Annotated in this window: 1 protein-coding gene; it reads right to left on the bottom strand. The window is 49.4% G+C overall.

Translation table 11 applies throughout. The features are described from left to right. Positions 1–701, bottom strand: a 701-nt coding sequence (locus IEX22_RS16160) for a class I tRNA ligase family protein (protein ID WP_188669261.1), incomplete at its 3' end; no start/stop codon positions are given. Positions 702–784 lie beyond the last annotated feature (83 nt).

Below are 784 nucleotides of genomic sequence, written 5' to 3' on the forward strand. Positions count from 1 at the left end.
GGCGCTTGATACTCAGTAACCCCAAAAGCGGCTAGCACTTTAGCCTTGTCCACGGCAGCAAAGGCCACGTCTATAGCCGGTGAAGTCTTGTCTTCATATTCCACTTCGGCTTCGGCCAGGGCAGAACCACAGTCGGTACACCAATGCACCGGCTTAACCCCTTTGTGCAGGTGGCCATTGTCGATCACTTTAGCCAATGAGCGAATGATGTTGGCCTCAGTGCTGAAATCCATGGTCAGGTAAGGTTTGAACCAGTCACCGAGTACGCCGAGACGGATAAAGTCATTGCGCTGACCATCCACCTGTTTGGCGGCATACTTACGGCACTCGTCACGAAACTCAGCGGCAGAGATTTTATGCCCGGGCTTACCAACTTTCTGTTCTACCTTGAGTTCGATTGGCAGACCATGGCAGTCCCAACCTGGCACATAAGGCGCATCAAACCCAGACAAAGTCTTGGATTTGATAATAATATCCTTGAGGATCTTGTTAACTGAGTGACCAATATGAATATCGCCATTCGCATATGGAGGGCCATCGTGCAGAATGAAAAGCTTGCGGCCAATACGGCTATCACGGATCTGTTGGTACAGATTCTCCTCGGTCCAGCGTTTCAACATCTCTGGCTCGCGATTTGCCAAATTACCACGCATCGGAAACTCGGTTTCCGGCAAATTCAAAGTTGATTTATAGTCGCTCATTGATCCTATACCATTAATTTAGCTAAGAGAGCTCAGCCTGCTTCATTGCTGAGTAAGGCGCGAGCCTCATCAGCGTCATTCAT

The sequence above is a fragment of the Tersicoccus solisilvae genome, assembly GCF_014643255.1.
GTDB classification, from domain to species: domain Bacteria; phylum Actinomycetota; class Actinomycetes; order Actinomycetales; family Micrococcaceae; genus Tersicoccus; species Tersicoccus solisilvae.